This window comes from Pseudomonas sp. BN606 (assembly GCF_029873115.1).
Taxonomy (GTDB): Bacteria; Pseudomonadota; Gammaproteobacteria; order Pseudomonadales; family Pseudomonadaceae; genus Metapseudomonas.
Genome location: NZ_SSOF01000079.1, coordinates 173,637 through 187,924, shown reverse-complemented (window position 1 = coordinate 187,924; position 14,288 = coordinate 173,637). Strand labels below are relative to the sequence as shown.

Here is a 14,288-nt window from a genome sequence, read left to right as displayed (position 1 = left end):
AGCCGGCTGGACTACGCTGGTCTGAACGTCCCCATGCAAACGAGGTGTACGCCATGCACTTAGCAAGACCCCGGCTGCTCGACAAGGTTGCTGTCATCAGCGGTGGTGCGGGTGGCTGTGGTGAAGCCGCCAGTCGTCTGTTCGCTGCCGAAGGTGCCAGGGTGGTGATCATCGACCGCAACGGTGATGCCGCCGAGGACCTGGCCCGGCAGATCAAGGCGGCCGGTGGTGAGGCGATTGGCATCGGCGCCGACGTTTCGAAGGCCGACCAGGTGAACGCGGCCGTGGCGAAAGCGGAGGCGACCTTCGGTGGCGCGGATGTGCTGTTCAATCACGCCGGAACCCTGATCGTGAAGCCGTTTCTCGACGTTGAGGAAGATGAGTGGGACTGGCTGATGGCGGTCAACGTCAAGAGCATGTACCTGATGACTCGTGCCGTGCTGCCGCAGATGCTCGCCAAAGGCAAAGGCAGCATCGTCTGCACCTCGTCCATTTCCGCCGAATACGCGACGCCTGGCGAAGTGGTCTACAACGCCACCAAGGGCGCCTGCCAGATGTTCGCCAGGGCCATCGCCGTGGAGTTTCGTGACCGGGGAATCCGCTGCAATGCGGTGGCGCCGGGCTTCATCCGCACGGCTCATGGCGTTCGCGAGATGAAGGAGTTGCAGGCTATGGGCGTGGACGCCAGTGAGGCGGCCATCTCGTTGCAGCAGGGGCGTTTGTGCGAGCCGGAGGAAGTGGCCCGTGCCGCGTTGTTCCTGGCATCGGACGAGGCATCCTTCGTCAGTGGGGCGCATCTCTTTGTGGATAACTGCTTCTCCTCTGTCTGAGGACTGGCGCAAGCAACTGGAAATCATGGGCCTGAAACTGGTCGTCGACCCGGTAGAAGGCGAGGAAGGTGGCCGGGACGGCCTTGCTGAAAGCCGTCAGGCACTGCTGGTCGAAGTTGTCGCTCATGGTTGGCTCCCGACGGGGGACGGAGCGCGGAATTCCGCGCTCCGGGTCGAGCTTACCGATGCGCTTCCTGGAAGCCGATCGCCAGCGCATTGACGATGGTATCGATCTGCTCCTGCTCGATGACCAGCGGCGGCGACAGGATGATCTTGGTGCCTACCGGGCGCACCATCACGCCGTTGGCGCGGGCGATTTCGGCGACTCGGTTGGCGTAACCGCCCATTGGGTCGATGGGCTCGCGGGTGGTTTTGTCGCTCACCAGGTCCAGCGCCACCATCAGGCCCTTGCCGCGCACTTCGCCCACGGCGGCGAAACGCTCGGGGAAGGTGGCCAGGCTTTTCAGCAGGTAGTCGCCCTGTTTCGTTGCGTTGGCCGGCAGGTTTTCCTTCTCGACGATGTCCAGGTTGGCCAGCCCGGCGGCGCAGGCCACCGGGTGCCCGGAGTAGGTGTAGCCGTGCATGATCGCGCCGGTGAAGTTGCCGTTGTTGGCAAAGGCCTGCTCGATGCGCTCATTGACCACGGTGGCACCCAGCGGGATGTAACCCGAGGAGATGCCCTTGGCCAGGCACATGATGTCGGGTTTGACGCCCCACAGGCGGCTGCCGAACATCGAGCCTGAACGGCCGAAGCCGGTAACGATCTCGTCGGCGATCAGCAGCACGCCGTACTTGTCGCAGACCTTGCGGATCAGCGGCCAGTAGTTTTCCGGCGGCACGATCACGCCGCCAGCACCCTGGATCGGCTCGGCGATGAAGGCGGCCACGGTGTCCGGGCTCTGGAACTGGATCTCCCGCTCCAGCAGGTCGGCGCAGATCTGTGCCAGTTCTGCCGGGTCCTGGCTGTAGGGGTTGCGGTAGAGCCAGGGCGTATCGACATGGAAGCAGCCCGGCAGCAGCGGCTCGTAGTTGCGGCGGAATACGGTGTTGCCGTTGACCGAGGCGCCGCCGAAGTGGGTGCCGTGGTAGCCCTGGCGCAGCGAGATGAACTTGGTGCGGTCGGCCTGGCCCTGCAGCTTCCAGTACTGGCGGGCCAGCTTCAGCGCGGTTTCCACGGCATCCGAGCCGCCGGAGCTGAAGGCGACACGGCGCATGCCTTCGGGTTCAAGCATGCCGATCACCTTGGCGGCCAGTTCTTCGGCGCGGGGGTGGCTGATGCCGTCGAACAGTTGGAAGTATTCCAACTCGTCGAGCTGGGCGGCGATGGCCGCCTTGATCTCCTTGCGGCCGTGGCCGACGTTGACGTTCCACAGGCCGGCGACGCCGTCCACCAGACGGTTGCCCTTGTCATCGAAGACGAAGCAGCCCTCGCCACGGAGGATGCGGATGGGCTCGCGCTGCTTCATTTCGTTGGGGTGCAGCATGGGGTGCCAGAAGGCATTGTCGCGGGTGGTCATGTGAATTCTCCTCCAGGCCTTGTACGAAAAGTGCCTATGCATCGGTGATGCTTCGTTAAAAGTCGGCTCGCCTGACCGTCGCTCGACGACTTTTCGAACATCGCCAAGGGCAGCGGTGCAAGCTGCGTGGCTACATTTGTGCCTCAAGCCGCCGCTGATTACTTGCACCTGCCTGCCAGCGGGTTTGCCTTTTCCTGCCAGTGTGCCTGGCAGCCATTGGCAAGTCCGGCGGCAGCCAGGATCAAGATCGCGCCACGGGCCTGGCGCACAGTGCCTCTCGACTATCCGAGATACCCGGTCGCCCCAGCGGCCGAGCGAGAAGAGGAACCGAGATGAGCATTGCCCTTGACCCCCGCGTGACCGCCTTTGTCGAGGCCCGCCACGGCCTGTTGATCGACGGCCAGTCCCGTCCTGCTCTGTCCGGTGCCGAGATGCCGGTGCATAACCCGGCTACGGGCGAAGAACTGGCGCGTGTGGCGGTGGCCGGCAAGGCCGATGTGGACCTCGCAGTGGCCGCGGCGCGCCGTGCCTTCGATGGAAGTTGGGCGGCACAGCGCCCGGCCGACCGAGAACGCCTGCTGCTGAAGTTGGCCGACGTGCTGGAGGCCCACGGCGAAGAGCTGGCACAGCTGGAAACCCTGAACAATGGCAAGTCCATCAACCTGTCGCGCGCCATCGAAGTGGGGGCAGGCGTGGAGTACACCCGCTATATGGCGGGTTGGGCCACCAAGATCGAGGGCAAGAGCCTGGATGTCTCGATCGGAGCGATTCCCGGCGGCAAGTTCCGCGCCTACACGGTGCCGGAGCCGGTGGGGGTGGTGGGGGCCATCGTGCCCTGGAACTTCCCGCTGATGATGGCCTTGTGGAAGATCGTGCCGGCCCTGGCCTGTGGCTGCACAGTGGTGCTCAAGCCAGCGGACGAAACCCCGCTTACTGCCCTGCGCTTGGGCCAGTTGTGCCTGGAAGCGGGCATTCCTGCCGGCGTGGTGAACATCGTCACCGGTGTGGGCGCCGAAGCGGGCGCCGCGCTGGCGGCCCATCCGGGGATCGACAAGCTGGCGTTCACCGGCTCCACCCCGGTGGGCAAGCTGATCGGCCATGCGGCGGTTGAGAACATGACCCGCTTCACCCTGGAACTGGGCGGCAAGTCGCCGGTGATCGTGCTCGACGACATCGCTCTGGATAACGCCGCTGCTGGTGCCGCCGGGGCGATTTTCTTCAATCAGGGCCAGGTCTGTACCGCCGGTTCGCGCCTCTATGTGCAGCGCAAGTCCTTCGACCAGGTGCTGGAGCGCCTGCAGGGCATCGCTGGCTCCCTGAGCATTGGTCCGGGTCTGGATCCGAGCGCGCAGATCAATCCGCTGATCTCCGCCAAGCAGCAGCACCGGGTGCTGGGCATGATCGAGAGCGGTCGTGCCCAAGGCGCCAGTGTCATCTGCGGTGGCGAGGCCCATGGCGAGCGAGGCTTCTTCGTCAAGCCGACGGTGATCGCCAACGTGCGCTCGGACATGCAGGTGGTGCGCGAGGAAATCTTCGGTCCGGTAGTGGTCGCCACCGCCTTTGACGAAATCGATGAAGTGGTGCACCAGGCCAACGATAGCCCCTACGGCCTGGCGGCGAGCATCTGGTCCAACGACCTGAAGCAGGTCATGGGCCTGATCCCGCGCCTGAAGGCCGGCACCGTGTGGGTCAACGCCCACAACCTGCTGGACCCGTCCATGCCTTTCGGCGGGTTCAAGCAGTCCGGCATCGGCCGCGAGATGGGGCATGCCGCCATCGAAGCCTTCACCGAAAACAAGTCGGTCTGCATCGCCTACTGAGTTCCGTACCAGGAGCACACCCGTGCGGGCGTCGCTCCGAAGACCTTTCGCCTGCTGCGGCGAAGCCGGGCCCTTGTGGAGGTCCGGCCTTTTACATGCCTTGAACCAAACAACGACAACATCCGCCTTCGAGGTTCACCACCATGTCCATCAACGCAAGACTCACCGCACACCTGGATCGCGGTACGGTCGGATTTCCCACCGCGCTCGCCAGCACCATCGGCCTGATCATGGCGAGCCCGGTGATCCTCACCGCCACCATGGGTTTCGGCATCGGTGGCAGTGCCTTCGCCGTGGCCATGCTGATCGCCGCCGTGATGATGCTGGCGCAATCCACCACCTTTGCCGAGGCGGCATCGATCCTGCCCACCAGTGGTTCGGTATACGACTACATCTCCTGTGGCATGGGGCGCTTCTTCGCCATCACCGGCACCATTTCCGCCTACCTGATCGTGCATGTGTTCGCCGGCACCGCCGAGACCATCCTCTCCGGGGTCATGGCCCTGGTGAACTTCGAGCACCTCAACACCCTTGTCGAGTCCGCCGGTGGCTCCTGGCTGTTGGGTGTCGCCTTCGTGATTACCTTCGGCATCCTCAATGCGTTTGGCATCAGTGTGTTCAGCAAGGCCGAAGTGATCCTCACCTTTGGCATGTGGACGACGCTGATGATCTTCGGTGTGGCTGGCCTCATTGCCGCGCCCAGGGTGGAGCTGGACGGCTGGTTCGGCGCCTCGCTGATCGGTACTGACCTGACCACCATCCTGTCCCTGGTGGGCATGGCGATGTTCATGTTCGTCGGCTGCGAGTTCGTCACCCCGCTGGCTCCGGAAGTACGCCGTTCGGCCCGGACCCTGCCGCGCGCGATGGCCCTTGGGCTTCTGGGAGTGGCGTCCTGCATGTTCATCTACGGCGCGGCCATGAAACGCCAGGTGGAAAACGTGCTGCTGGACGAAGCGACCGGCGTGCATCTGCTGGACACGCCCATGGCCATTCCTCAGTTCGCCCAGGCCGTGATGGGCGATATCGGGCCGATCTGGCTGGGTATCGGCTTCCTGTTCGCCGGTGCCGCCACCATCAACACGTTGATGGCCGGCCTTCCGCGCATCATGTACGGCATGGCCGTCGATGGCGCGCTGCCCAAGGCCTTCACCTACCTGCATCCGCGCTTCAAGACCCCGCTGTTGTGCATCGCCGTGGCGGCAGCGATTCCCTGCATTCACGCCTGGTGGCTGGGTGGCAATACCGATGACATCTTCAATCTGGTTCTGGCCGCCGTCTGCGCCTGGAGCACCGCCTACCTGCTGGTGACCCTGTCGGTGGTGATGCTGCGCATCCGTCGTCCGGACCTGCCGCGCGCCTATCGCTCGCCCTGGTTCCCGCTGCCGCAGATCGTCTCCAGCGTCGGCATTCTCATCGGTCTCTGGTACATCACGCCGCCGGGCATGAACCCCCGTGACGTGTACATCCCCTTCGGCGTGATGTTGGGCCTTACCGCTGCCTATGCGCTGTTCTGGACGCTGGTGGTTCAGAAGGTCAATCCGTTCCTTCCGGTTCCGGTGGAAGAAGTGCTGGAAAAAGAGTTCAGCCACGAACCTGTTGCCCACGCCGTGGAGAATTTCAGCCATGTTTCCAAGCCTGTCTGAGTACTGGCGGCGGCCGCCTCCCGGCTACCGGCCGGGGGCGACGCTGTTGAAGGTGATGCGCGACCTGCAAGGCTTGCACGCCGAAACGCTGGAGGGGGCGGTCACGCGCTTCTCCAGCGATGACGGGGACCTGGTTTTCGATGTTCGTGAACGGGTCCAGGCGCAGTTCCTCATGCACCTGGTGCTCACCGAGTTCGTCTTGCAGGTCCCTTCGACCGGAGTGGGACCAGTGCGTATCGAACTGAGCCATCGTGGGGCGATTCGCCGCCAAGGAGTCACCTGCAATGTGCGTGCAGGCGATGCACGCGCGCTGGGCGAGTTGCTGGGGCGCCTGGAAAGCGACCAGGTGTTGCGGGCGGCACTGATGCCGCTGGATTTCAAACGTCTGGTGATCGAGCGGGAAGGGCGGCAGTGGAGAGTCCGCCTGGAACACATGGGGGCCAGCGAAGTGGTCAACCGGATGCCCGGCTTCCGCCGCTATATCCGTCTCGTGCCCGAACAGCGGCAGTTGCTGTTGCAGGCGTTGCGCGCATTCAAGGACGTTCTTGGTAACCACTGAACGAGCTGGACGGGTACACCTCTTGCTTAGGCATTAACGATCTATTCGGGCCTGGCAGCTTCCTTGTCGGCAAAATAGATAACATGTTAATAATGTCGCCATAACAACAATGTGGCGTCAGCCCGATCCGGAGGTTCCCGATGGTTGCCCAAGCTGTCCGCTCCCATGATTTCGATTCCTGGCTCCGTTCTCTGCAAGGCGTTTGCGGCCGTTTCGAGTCGCGTCCCGCACTCAGCCATGGGCTGTTCATCGGTGAAATCTCCCGCCAGGACCTTGCCGGCCTGGAAGTCGCCCAGATCCGCACCAATGCCGGCATGATCAGCCGGCAGCGCACCTCAATCGACCACGACGATGACCGCCACTGTTTCCTGATCGTCCAGCGCAGAGGTCGTGCGCAATTGCGCCAGAATGGCGAAAGCGTGGAGCTTGCTCCGGGTGAGATGGCCTTGATGGACTCGGCCCGCGGTTGCGAGATCGTCCCCCACGGGCTGATCGAACACGCCTCCTTCCACCTGTCCCGCGAGGATGTCTGCCGCCATTTGCCGGAAGGCCGGCCGACCTTCGGCAAGCTCTCCCAGCACTGCGCCAGCGGCCGGGTCTTGCGAACCCTGGTGGAGCAGATATGCGGCGGTGAGCTTGACCATTGCGCTGGCCTCGAAGAGGGCGAGGCTCTGCAGGAAGCGCTGATCGCCCTGTTGGCGCCGACCCTGCGCCTGCAACCCGGACAAACCACCAGCGAACAGGATGGCTGCCACAATGCCGGCCTGCGCAGCATGGCCCAGCAACTGATCGACCAGTCCCTGTCAGAGCCCGGACTGACACCGCTGTCCCTGGCCAGGCAACTGAACATCTCCGTGCGCCAGCTCTACCGGCTGTTCGAGGACCAGGGCGACAGTGTCTGCCGGTTCATCCAGCGCGCTCGCCTGAAACGCAGCGCCGCTGACCTTTCCAATCCGCGTCTGCGTAATGAGTCCATCACCGACATTGCCTTTCGCTGGGGCTTTACCGATTCGGCGCATTTCAGCCGGACCTTCAAGAAGCACTTCGAGCAGTCGCCGCGGGATTACCGCGCAAACGCGTTCATCGGTTGAGGTGGCGGTTCTGTAGGAGCGGGCTTGCCCGCGAAGCTCTTCCGGCGCAGTTCTCGCGAGCAAGATCGCTCCTACCGGGCAATCCTCTGTTTCAACTTCCGCGCCACGCCGCGCACGCCCGGCTCGTAAACGTCCCGCTCAACCGCCGCCAGGGCCAGCCCCAGGACCTGTTCGGCGATCAGTTCGTGCTGCTGGTACATGGAGTTCACCGGTAGCGGCAGGAAGTCCAGCAACTGGGTATCGCCGAAGGTGCCCACACGCATCCCCTGTGGCCAGGCGCCGTGTTCGCGCAGGGCATCCAGCACGCCTGCCAGCAGGACGTAGGCGGTGGTGATCAGCACATCCGGCAACTCGCCCTGTCCGAGCAGGTCGGCCATCAGGCGCTGGCCGCACTCGCGACTGAAGTCTTCGCCCTGGAGTTCCAGCACTTCGCACTTGAGCCCTTTCAAGGCGTCATGGAAGCCCGCGCTGCGTTCGGCGCTGATGGGCAGGTCTGGCCGCGCACCGAGCAGGGCGACGCGGCGGGGAGCGGGGCTCAAAAGGCTGCGGGTGAGCTGCAGGCTGGCCTGGCGGTCGTCGCTGACCACCGCACAGAAGCGCGCCGGATCGCGCACCCGGTCGACAGCGATCACCGGCAATCCTTCGTCCAGCAGACGAGCGAGGCTGTCGTCTTCCGGCGGCAGGCAGCTGGCGACTATCAGCGCATCGCAGCGCCGCGCGCGGAACAGCTTGAGCAGCTGCCGCTCGCTTTCCGGCTCGTCGTCGGAACTGGCGATCAGCAACTGATAGCCCCGCGCCCGCGCGGCCTGTTCGAGCAGCTTGGCCAGGCGTGCGTAGCTGGGGTTTTCCAGGTCTGGAAGGATGAAACCCAGGGTGCGCGTCTGTCGGCTGCGCAGGCCGGCGGCCTGGGGATTGGGCTTGAAACCATGCTCATCCACCACCGCCTGCACGCGCTCCACGGTGGCCGGGCTGATGCGCTTCTCCTCGGCCTTGCCGTTGATCACGTAACTGGCGGTGGTCACCGAAACACCGGCCAGGCGGGCGATATCGCTGAGTTTCAAGTTCACGACTCCTGTTATGCGGATGTGTTTCATCGGGCGGGCTTCAAGAATCGAAGATTATCGAGTAACGTGCCAGCTCAGTTTAGTGAAACGATTCAGCAAGCGCTCTGTCTACGCTTTGACCGATCCAACCGACGTTCGGTGGCGCTGCTGATGGCAAGTGACAACGATAAGAAGGGCGCAAGGCCCGAAGAGGTGATGCGATGCTCGAACTGACCGCAGAGCAGATTTCCATGGGCCTGGTCGCGGCGGACAAGGCGGGTGCGTTGCGCATGCTCGCCGAGCTGCTCGAGGGCGATGGCCTGGTGGCGGCGGGGTACCTCGCCGGTCTCGAGGCTCGCGAGGTCCAGGGCTCCACCTTCCTTGGCCAGGGCATCGCCATTCCCCATGGCACGCCGCAGACCCGCGAGCTGGTATTCAGCACCGGCGTACGCCTGATGCAGTTCCCCGAAGGGGTCGACTGGGGCGGTGGACAGATCGTCTACCTCGCCATCGGCATTGCCGCCAAATCCGATGAACACCTGCGCCTGCTGCAGATCCTCACCCGTGCCCTGGGTGAAGCTGATCTCGGCAGCGAATTGCGACAGGCGCAAACCCCGGAAGACATCCTCAAGCTGCTGCAGGGCGCTCCCCAGGAGCTGGCGCTGGACGATCAACTGATCGGCCTTGGCGTGGCAGTGGAAGACTATGACGAGCTGGTGCTGCAAGGCGCTCGCCTGTTGCGTCGCGCCGAGTGCGTTGGCGGCAGCTTTGCCGCCGCGTTGCTGCAGGGCGAACCGCTGCCCCTGGGCGAGGGCCTCTGGTGGCTGCACAGCGACCAGGCAGTGCAGCGTCCCGGCTTGGCCTACCTGACGCCGGAAAAACCCCTGCGCCTTCTCGACCAACCCCTCAACGGACTGTTCTGCCTGGCCAGCCTGGGCGACGCCCACCTGGCGCTGCTGGAACGCCTATGCGCCCTGTTGATCGAGGGGCGGGGCCGCGAGCTCGCCCGCGCCACTCAACGTCGCGCGGTACTTGAGGTCCTGGGTGGAGACATCCAGCCCGACTGGCCGAGCCTGCGTCTACCCCTGGCCAACGCTCACGGTCTGCACGCGAGGCCGGCCAAGGAACTGGCGCAACTGGCCAAGACCTTCGATGGCGAGATTCGTCTGCGGCTTGCCGACAGCGCCACGGCCGCCGTGTCCGCCAAGAGCCTGAGCAAGCTCCTGAGCCTGGGCATCCGCCGTGGTCAGCTCATCGAGGTCATTGCCGAACCGGCTATCGCCGATGCCGCTTTGCCGGCGCTGAAAGCCGCCATCGAGCAGGGTCTGGGCGAAGAGGTCGAACCCTTGCCGGTCAGCGAGCAGGCCACTCCGGAGGACGAAGCGGAGGCGCAACCCATCGCCGCCCCGACGCCTGGCAGCCAGCTCCACGCGGTACCCGCCGCCCCCGGTATCGCCGTTGGGCCTGCACATATCCGTCTGCACAAGGAGTTCGACTATCCGCTGCGTGGCGAGTCCCCCGACGTCGAGCGCTCGCGCCTGCAACAGGCCATCGGCCATGTGCGTGGCGAGATCGAGGCGCTGGTGCTGCGCAGCGAGGCGAAAGCCATCCGCGAAATCTTCATCACCCATCTGGAAATGCTCACCGACCCGGAACTGGGCGACGAGGTGGATGCCCGTCTGAAACAGGGCGAAAGCGCAGCCGCTGCCTGGCTGGCGGTGGTGGAAGGAGCCGCCGCCCAGCAGGAAAGCCTGCATGATGCGCTGCTGGCCGAGCGTGCCGCCGACCTGCGGGATATCGGCCGCCGCGTGCTGGCCCAGCTCTGTGGCGTGGAGGCGGCCTCCGAGCCGGACGAGCCCTATGTCCTGGTGATGGACGAGATGGCGCCTTCCGACGTTGCGCGCCTTGACCGCGACCGCGTGGCTGGCATCCTCACCGCCCGTGGCGGTGCCACTTCCCACAGCGCCATCGTCGCCCGTGCCCTGGGCATTCCCGCACTGGTTGGGGCCGGAGCCGGTGTGCTGCTGCTGGAACCGCTTACACCGCTGCTGCTGGACGGCCAGCGCGGCCGACTGGTCGTTGCTCCCGATGCCGAACAGCTGCAACGGGCCCGTCAGGAGCAGGAAGGGCGCCAGCGCCGCCTGCAACTGGCCGATGCCGACAAGCTGCAACCGGCCCTGACGCGCGATGGCCACCGGGTGGAAATCTGCGCCAACCTGGGCGACTGCGCGGGAGCCGCCAAGGCGGTGGCGCAAGGTGCGGAAGGCGTCGGCCTGCTGCGCACCGAGTTCATCTTCATGGCTCACCCGCAGGCGCCCGACCTGGCCACCCAGGAAGCGGAGTACCGCCGGGTATTCGACGCCCTCGAGGGCCGCCCGCTGGTGGCCCGTACCCTGGATGTCGGTGGCGACAAGCCATTGCCTTACTGGCCGGTGCCGGACGAGGAGAACCCTTTCCTTGGCGTGCGCGGGGTGCGCCTGACCCTGCAGCGTCCGAAGCTGATGGAGACCCAGTTGCGTGCGCTGATGCGTGCCAGCGAAGGGCGGCCGCTGCGCATCATGTTCCCCATGGTCGGCACGGTCGAAGAATGGCGTCAGGCCCGCGACATGGCGCTGAAAGTTGCCGCGGAGATTCCCCAGGCCGACTTGCAACTTGGGATCATGGTCGAGGTGCCGTCCGCGGCTCTGATTGCCCCCGTGCTGGCCCGCGAGGTGGACTTCTTCAGCATCGGCACCAACGACCTGACCCAGTACTGCCTCGCCATCGACCGTGGCCACCCGACGCTTTCCGCCCAGGCCGATGGCCTCCACCCGGCAGTGCTGCAACTGATCGCCCTCACGGTGCGCGCAGCCCACGCCCAGGGCAAATGGGTGGGCGTGTGCGGCGAGCTGGCGGGCGACCCGCTGGCGGTGCCACTGCTGGTGGGGCTGGGCGTGGATGAATTGAGCCTGTCCACGGGTGGCATTGCCGAGGTCAAGGCACGGGTGCGCGAGTTCAACCTGAGTGCTGCCCGTGAGCTGGCTGAAGGTGCACTGACCCTGGAAAGCGCGGCGGCGGTCCGCGAACTGGCGGAGCGTTTCTGATGGCTCGCATTCTCTGCATCACCCTGAACCCCGCCCTCGACCTGACCTTGCGCCTGGATCGCCTGGAACCCGGCCGGGTGAATCGCAGCCTGGCCCAAGCCAGCCATGCTGCCGGTAAAGGCGTGAACGTCGCCCAGGTGCTGGCTGACCTCGGTCACGACCTGACGGTGTCCGGCTTTCTCGGCGCGGACAACGCCGAAGCTTTCGAGGCGTTGTTCGCCCGGCGTGGTTTCTCCGACGCCTTCGTTCGTGTACCGGGGGAAACTCGCAGCAATATCAAGTTGGCCGAAGCCGACGGGCGCATCACCGATATCAATGGCCCGGGTCCGATGGTGGATGCCTCCGCCCAGGCTGCGCTGCTGTCGCGACTGGATGCCGTTGCGCCGGGGCATGATCTGGCCGTGGTGGCCGGCAGCCTGCCTCGAGGTGTGGCGCCGTGTTTTCTCGCCGAACTGATCACGCGGCTCAAGGGGCATGGCCTGAAAGTGGCCCTGGATTCCAGCGGCGCAGCCTTGCGTGCCGGCCTGCAGGCCGCGCCCTGGCTGATCAAGCCGAACACCGAAGAGCTGAGCGAACTCTGTGGCCGGTCGCTGACCGATATCGCGGCACAACGCGAAGAGGCTGGCCAGCTACAGGCACAGGGGATCGAGCAGATTGTGATTTCCCAGGGCGCAGACGGCGTTAACTGGTTCGGCCCCGGTTTCGCCCTGCACGCCCAGCCGCCAAGGGTCAGCGTGGCCAGCACCGTGGGTGCCGGCGATTCCCTGCTGGCCGGCATGGTTCACGGCCTGCTCTGGGACTGGCCAGCCGCTCGCGCCCTGCGCCACGCCACCGCCATCGCCGCCCAGGCGGTGACCCAGGTGGGCTTCGGCATCAGCGATGCCGCGCAACTGCAACAGCTCGAAGGCGCCGTAGAGATCCGGGCGCTGGAAGAACAACAAGAGGTGTCCCGATGAAACTCGCCATAGTCACTGCCTGCCCCAATGGCATGGTTACCAGCGTGCTCTGTGCGCGCCTGCTGGACGCCGCCGCACAGCGCCTGGGCTGGAGCACCAGCGTCGAAATCGTCGACCCGCAGCACCCGGAAAACCAGTTGTCGGCCGCTACCCTGGAAGCCGCCGACTGGGTGCTGGTAGTCAAGAGCGGTGCACTGGACCTGACCCGCTTCACCGGCAAGCGCCTGTGCATCGCCAGCCCCGCCGAAGCCCTGCGCGACAGCGAGTCCTTCCTTCTGCGCGCCGCCGTAGATGCGCGGGAGCAGGCAGCCGAAGCACCGACTGCCGCTCCCGTCGCGGGTTCACGGCCACGCATCGTCGCTGTCACCGCCTGCCCGACCGGTGTGGCGCATACCTTCATGGCGGCTGAAGCGCTGAAGCAGGCGGCGCAGCGCCTGGGCATCGACCTCCAGGTGGAAACCCAGGGCTCGGTAGGCGCCCGTGATCCGCTGACGCCCGAAGCCATCGCCGCCGCCGACGCCGTGCTGCTGGCTACCGATATCGAAGTGGACACAGCCCGCTTTGTCGGCAAGAAGGTCTTTCGCTGCGGCACCGGCGTTGCCCTCAAGCAATCCGAAGCCACCCTCAAGCGTGCCCTGAGCGAAGGCCAGTTGCTGGACACCAAGGCTGGTACTGACGCCCAGGCAGGCAAGGCCAAGGCCGAACCCAAGGGCGCCTACAAGCACTTGCTCACCGGCGTCTCCTACATGCTGCCGATGGTGGTCGCGGGCGGGCTGTTGATCGCCCTGTCCTTCGTCTTCGGCATCGAGGCGTTCAAGGAGGAGGGCAGCCTCGCTGCCGCACTGATGCAGATTGGTGGCGACGCGGCCTTCAAGCTGATGGTGCCGCTGCTGGCCGGCTACATCGCTTATTCCATTGCAGACCGTCCCGGCCTGGCGCCAGGCATGATCGGCGGCCTGTTGGCCAGCATCCTCGGCGCCGGGTTCATTGGCGGCATAGTCGCGGGCTTTCTCGCGGGCTACTCGGCGCGGGCGATCAATCGCCATCTGAACCTGCCGCAGAGCGTCGAGGCGCTGAAGCCGATCCTGATCATCCCGTTGCTCGCCAGCCTGTTCACCGGCCTGGTGATGATCTACGTGGTGGGCAAGCCTGTGGCGGGAATGCTCGCCAGCCTTACCCACTTCCTCGACAACATGGGTACGTCCAACGCCATCCTCCTTGGCCTGCTGCTGGGCGGGATGATGTGCGTGGACCTCGGGGGGCCGATCAACAAGGCCGCCTACGCGTTTTCCGTGGGGCTGCTGGCATCGCAAAGCTATGCGCCGATGGCCGCCACCATGGCCGCCGGCATGGTGCCGCCCATCGGCATGGGCATCGCCACCCTGCTGATGCGTCGCAAGTTCGCCCAGGGCGAACGCGAGGCTGGCAAGGCGGCGCTTGTGCTGGGGTTGTGCTTCATCTCCGAAGGCGCCATTCCCTTCGCTGCCAAGGACCCGTTGCGAGTGATCCCGGCCAGCATCGCCGGCGGTGCCCTGACCGGCGCGTTGTCCATGTACTTCGGCTGCAAGCTGATGGCACCCCATGGTGGCCTGTTCGTGCTGCTGATCCCCAACGCGATCAACCACGCGATGCTTTACCTGCTGGCGATAGTCGCCGGCAGTCTGGTGACCGGAGTGATCTACGCGCTGCTCAAGCGTGGAGCCGAGCAGGAGCTGGTGCTGGAGTCGCAGCGCGTGGCCTGACCCC

At 65.3% G+C, this 14,288-nt stretch carries 11 protein-coding genes; 8 read left to right on the top strand and 3 right to left on the bottom strand.

The features are described 5' to 3' along the window. Positions 1-53 precede the first annotated feature (53 nt). Positions 54-830 (top strand): SDR family oxidoreductase, encoded by a 777-nt coding sequence (locus E8E75_RS22070; protein WP_153917705.1) that lies wholly within the window; start codon positions 54-56, stop codon positions 828-830. On the opposite strand, the gene E8E75_RS22065 is transcribed toward E8E75_RS22070, so the two are convergent. Both E8E75_RS22065 and E8E75_RS22060 read right to left on the bottom strand, forming a co-directional pair. Beyond that, positions 784-957, bottom strand: coding sequence for a hypothetical protein (locus E8E75_RS22065; protein WP_153917707.1), 174 nt, complete (start codon positions 955-957; stop codon positions 784-786). The genes E8E75_RS22070 and E8E75_RS22065 overlap by 47 nt on opposite strands. 52 nt (positions 958-1,009) lie before the next feature. Then, positions 1,010-2,347: an aspartate aminotransferase family protein gene (locus tag E8E75_RS22060; RefSeq protein WP_120652350.1), complete on the bottom strand. Its 1,338-nt coding sequence runs from the start codon at positions 2,345-2,347 to the stop codon at positions 1,010-1,012. A 332-nt stretch (positions 2,348-2,679) separates the two neighbouring features. Here E8E75_RS22060 and E8E75_RS22055 point away from each other — a divergent pair, with 332 nt between their 5' ends. From E8E75_RS22055 to feaR, 4 genes are all read left to right on the top strand, one after another. Then, a complete protein-coding gene (locus E8E75_RS22055; protein ID WP_120652348.1) occupies positions 2,680-4,167 on the top strand; it encodes an aldehyde dehydrogenase family protein in 1,488 nt (495 codons plus the stop codon). A 143-nt stretch (positions 4,168-4,310) separates the two neighbouring features. Beyond that, positions 4,311-5,810, top strand: coding sequence for an APC family permease (locus E8E75_RS22050; RefSeq protein ID WP_120652346.1), 1,500 nt, complete (start codon positions 4,311-4,313; stop codon positions 5,808-5,810). Further along, positions 5,791-6,369: a DUF3156 family protein gene (locus tag E8E75_RS22045; protein WP_153917709.1), complete on the top strand. Its 579-nt coding sequence runs from the start codon at positions 5,791-5,793 to the stop codon at positions 6,367-6,369. The genes E8E75_RS22050 and E8E75_RS22045 overlap by 20 nt, the downstream gene beginning before the upstream one ends. A 140-nt stretch (positions 6,370-6,509) precedes the next feature. Continuing rightward, positions 6,510-7,460 (top strand): transcriptional regulator FeaR, encoded by a 951-nt coding sequence (gene feaR, locus E8E75_RS22040; RefSeq protein ID WP_120652342.1) that lies wholly within the window; start codon positions 6,510-6,512, stop codon positions 7,458-7,460. A gap of 71 nt (positions 7,461-7,531) precedes the next feature. Here the strand turns inward: feaR and cra are convergent, their stop codons facing one another. Further along, entirely contained in the window at positions 7,532-8,521 is a 990-nt protein-coding gene (cra, locus tag E8E75_RS22035) for a catabolite repressor/activator (protein WP_120652341.1), read from the bottom strand. 203 nt (positions 8,522-8,724) lie between these two features. Between cra and ptsP the strand changes: the two genes are divergently transcribed. From ptsP to E8E75_RS22020, 3 genes are read left to right on the top strand one after another with little or no spacing between them, the layout of a single operon-like run. Next, positions 8,725-11,586: a phosphoenolpyruvate--protein phosphotransferase gene (gene ptsP, locus E8E75_RS22030; protein WP_153917711.1), complete on the top strand. Its 2,862-nt coding sequence runs from the start codon at positions 8,725-8,727 to the stop codon at positions 11,584-11,586. After that, positions 11,586-12,542 carry a 1-phosphofructokinase gene (gene pfkB / locus E8E75_RS22025; protein WP_153917713.1) on the top strand — a complete coding sequence of 319 codons (957 nt, stop codon included), beginning with the start codon at positions 11,586-11,588 and terminating at the stop codon, positions 12,540-12,542. The genes ptsP and pfkB overlap by 1 nt, the downstream gene beginning before the upstream one ends. Continuing rightward, positions 12,539-14,284, top strand: coding sequence for a PTS fructose-like transporter subunit IIB (locus tag E8E75_RS22020; protein ID WP_153917715.1), 1,746 nt, complete (start codon positions 12,539-12,541; stop codon positions 14,282-14,284). The genes pfkB and E8E75_RS22020 overlap by 4 nt, the downstream gene beginning before the upstream one ends. Positions 14,285-14,288: the final 4 nt, after the last annotated feature.

Coding starts and splice junctions, on each gene's coding strand:
- E8E75_RS22070 (WP_153917705.1), top strand. CDS start 54: ATGCACTTAGCAAGACCCCGGCTGCTCGACAAGGTTGCTGTCATCAGC.
- E8E75_RS22065 (WP_153917707.1), bottom strand. CDS start 957: ATGAGCGACAACTTCGACCAGCAGTGCCTGACGGCTTTCAGCAAGGCC.
- E8E75_RS22060 (WP_120652350.1), bottom strand. CDS start 2,347: ATGACCACCCGCGACAATGCCTTCTGGCACCCCATGCTGCACCCCAAC.
- E8E75_RS22055 (WP_120652348.1), top strand. CDS start 2,680: ATGAGCATTGCCCTTGACCCCCGCGTGACCGCCTTTGTCGAGGCCCGC.
- E8E75_RS22050 (WP_120652346.1), top strand. CDS start 4,311: ATGTCCATCAACGCAAGACTCACCGCACACCTGGATCGCGGTACGGTC.
- E8E75_RS22045 (WP_153917709.1), top strand. CDS start 5,791: ATGTTTCCAAGCCTGTCTGAGTACTGGCGGCGGCCGCCTCCCGGCTAC.
- feaR (WP_120652342.1), top strand. CDS start 6,510: ATGGTTGCCCAAGCTGTCCGCTCCCATGATTTCGATTCCTGGCTCCGT.
- ptsP (WP_153917711.1), top strand. CDS start 8,725: ATGCTCGAACTGACCGCAGAGCAGATTTCCATGGGCCTGGTCGCGGCG.
- pfkB (WP_153917713.1), top strand. CDS start 11,586: ATGGCTCGCATTCTCTGCATCACCCTGAACCCCGCCCTCGACCTGACC.
- E8E75_RS22020 (WP_153917715.1), top strand. CDS start 12,539: ATGAAACTCGCCATAGTCACTGCCTGCCCCAATGGCATGGTTACCAGC.